Source organism: Microtetraspora sp. AC03309 (assembly GCF_020826795.1).
Taxonomy (GTDB): domain Bacteria; phylum Actinomycetota; class Actinomycetes; order Streptosporangiales; family Streptosporangiaceae; genus Microtetraspora; species Microtetraspora glauca.
On the sequence record NZ_JADDIL010000385.1, the window covers coordinates 1 to 583 of the forward strand.

1 protein-coding gene is annotated in these 583 nt (G+C 67.9%); it reads right to left on the reverse strand.

Features of this window, described 5'->3' with window-relative positions:
* A partial coding sequence (locus IMZ11_RS43460; RefSeq protein WP_228649530.1) for an ABC transporter permease occupies positions 1 to 453 on the reverse strand: 453 nt, incomplete at its 3' end.
* Positions 454 to 583 lie beyond the last annotated feature (130 nt).

The window sequence follows — 583 nt, forward strand, 5'->3', positions numbered from 1 at the left end:
GTACAGGGCGAACCCGCCGGCCACCCGCCAGGTCCCGGCATTGACCATCGACAGCTGCGTACCCACCACCGGGTCGGCAACCAGCCGGGCCACCAGCACCGAGGCCAGCACCATCACCACCGCGCACACCGACGAGAACGCCGCGCACACCACCGCTTTGGCCGTCAGCACCTGGGTGCGGTTCGGTGTGGCCAGCAACGTGGTGCGGATCAGCCCGCTGCGGTATTCGCCGGTCATCGTCATCGACGACAACACCATGAGGACCGGGACCCCGAACACCGCAACGCCCAATGCGGCCTTGGACGGGGACAGCGCGGTGTAGTGCTGCGCCGTCATGCCCTGGATGGCGGCTATGCCCAGGCTGACCACCGCGACGCCGACCGTCGACCACAACGGCGAGCGGGTGGTGGACAGTTTGATTCGCTCCGCGTCCAGCGCGGCCAGCGCGCTCACTTCTGAACCGCCCGGTAGTCGACCGCGTCATCGGTGAGTTTCAGATACGCCTCCTCCAGCGAGGCCTGACGCTGGCTCAACTCGTGCAGGGTGATCGCATTGCGGGCGGCCAGGTCGCCGATCACCTCGA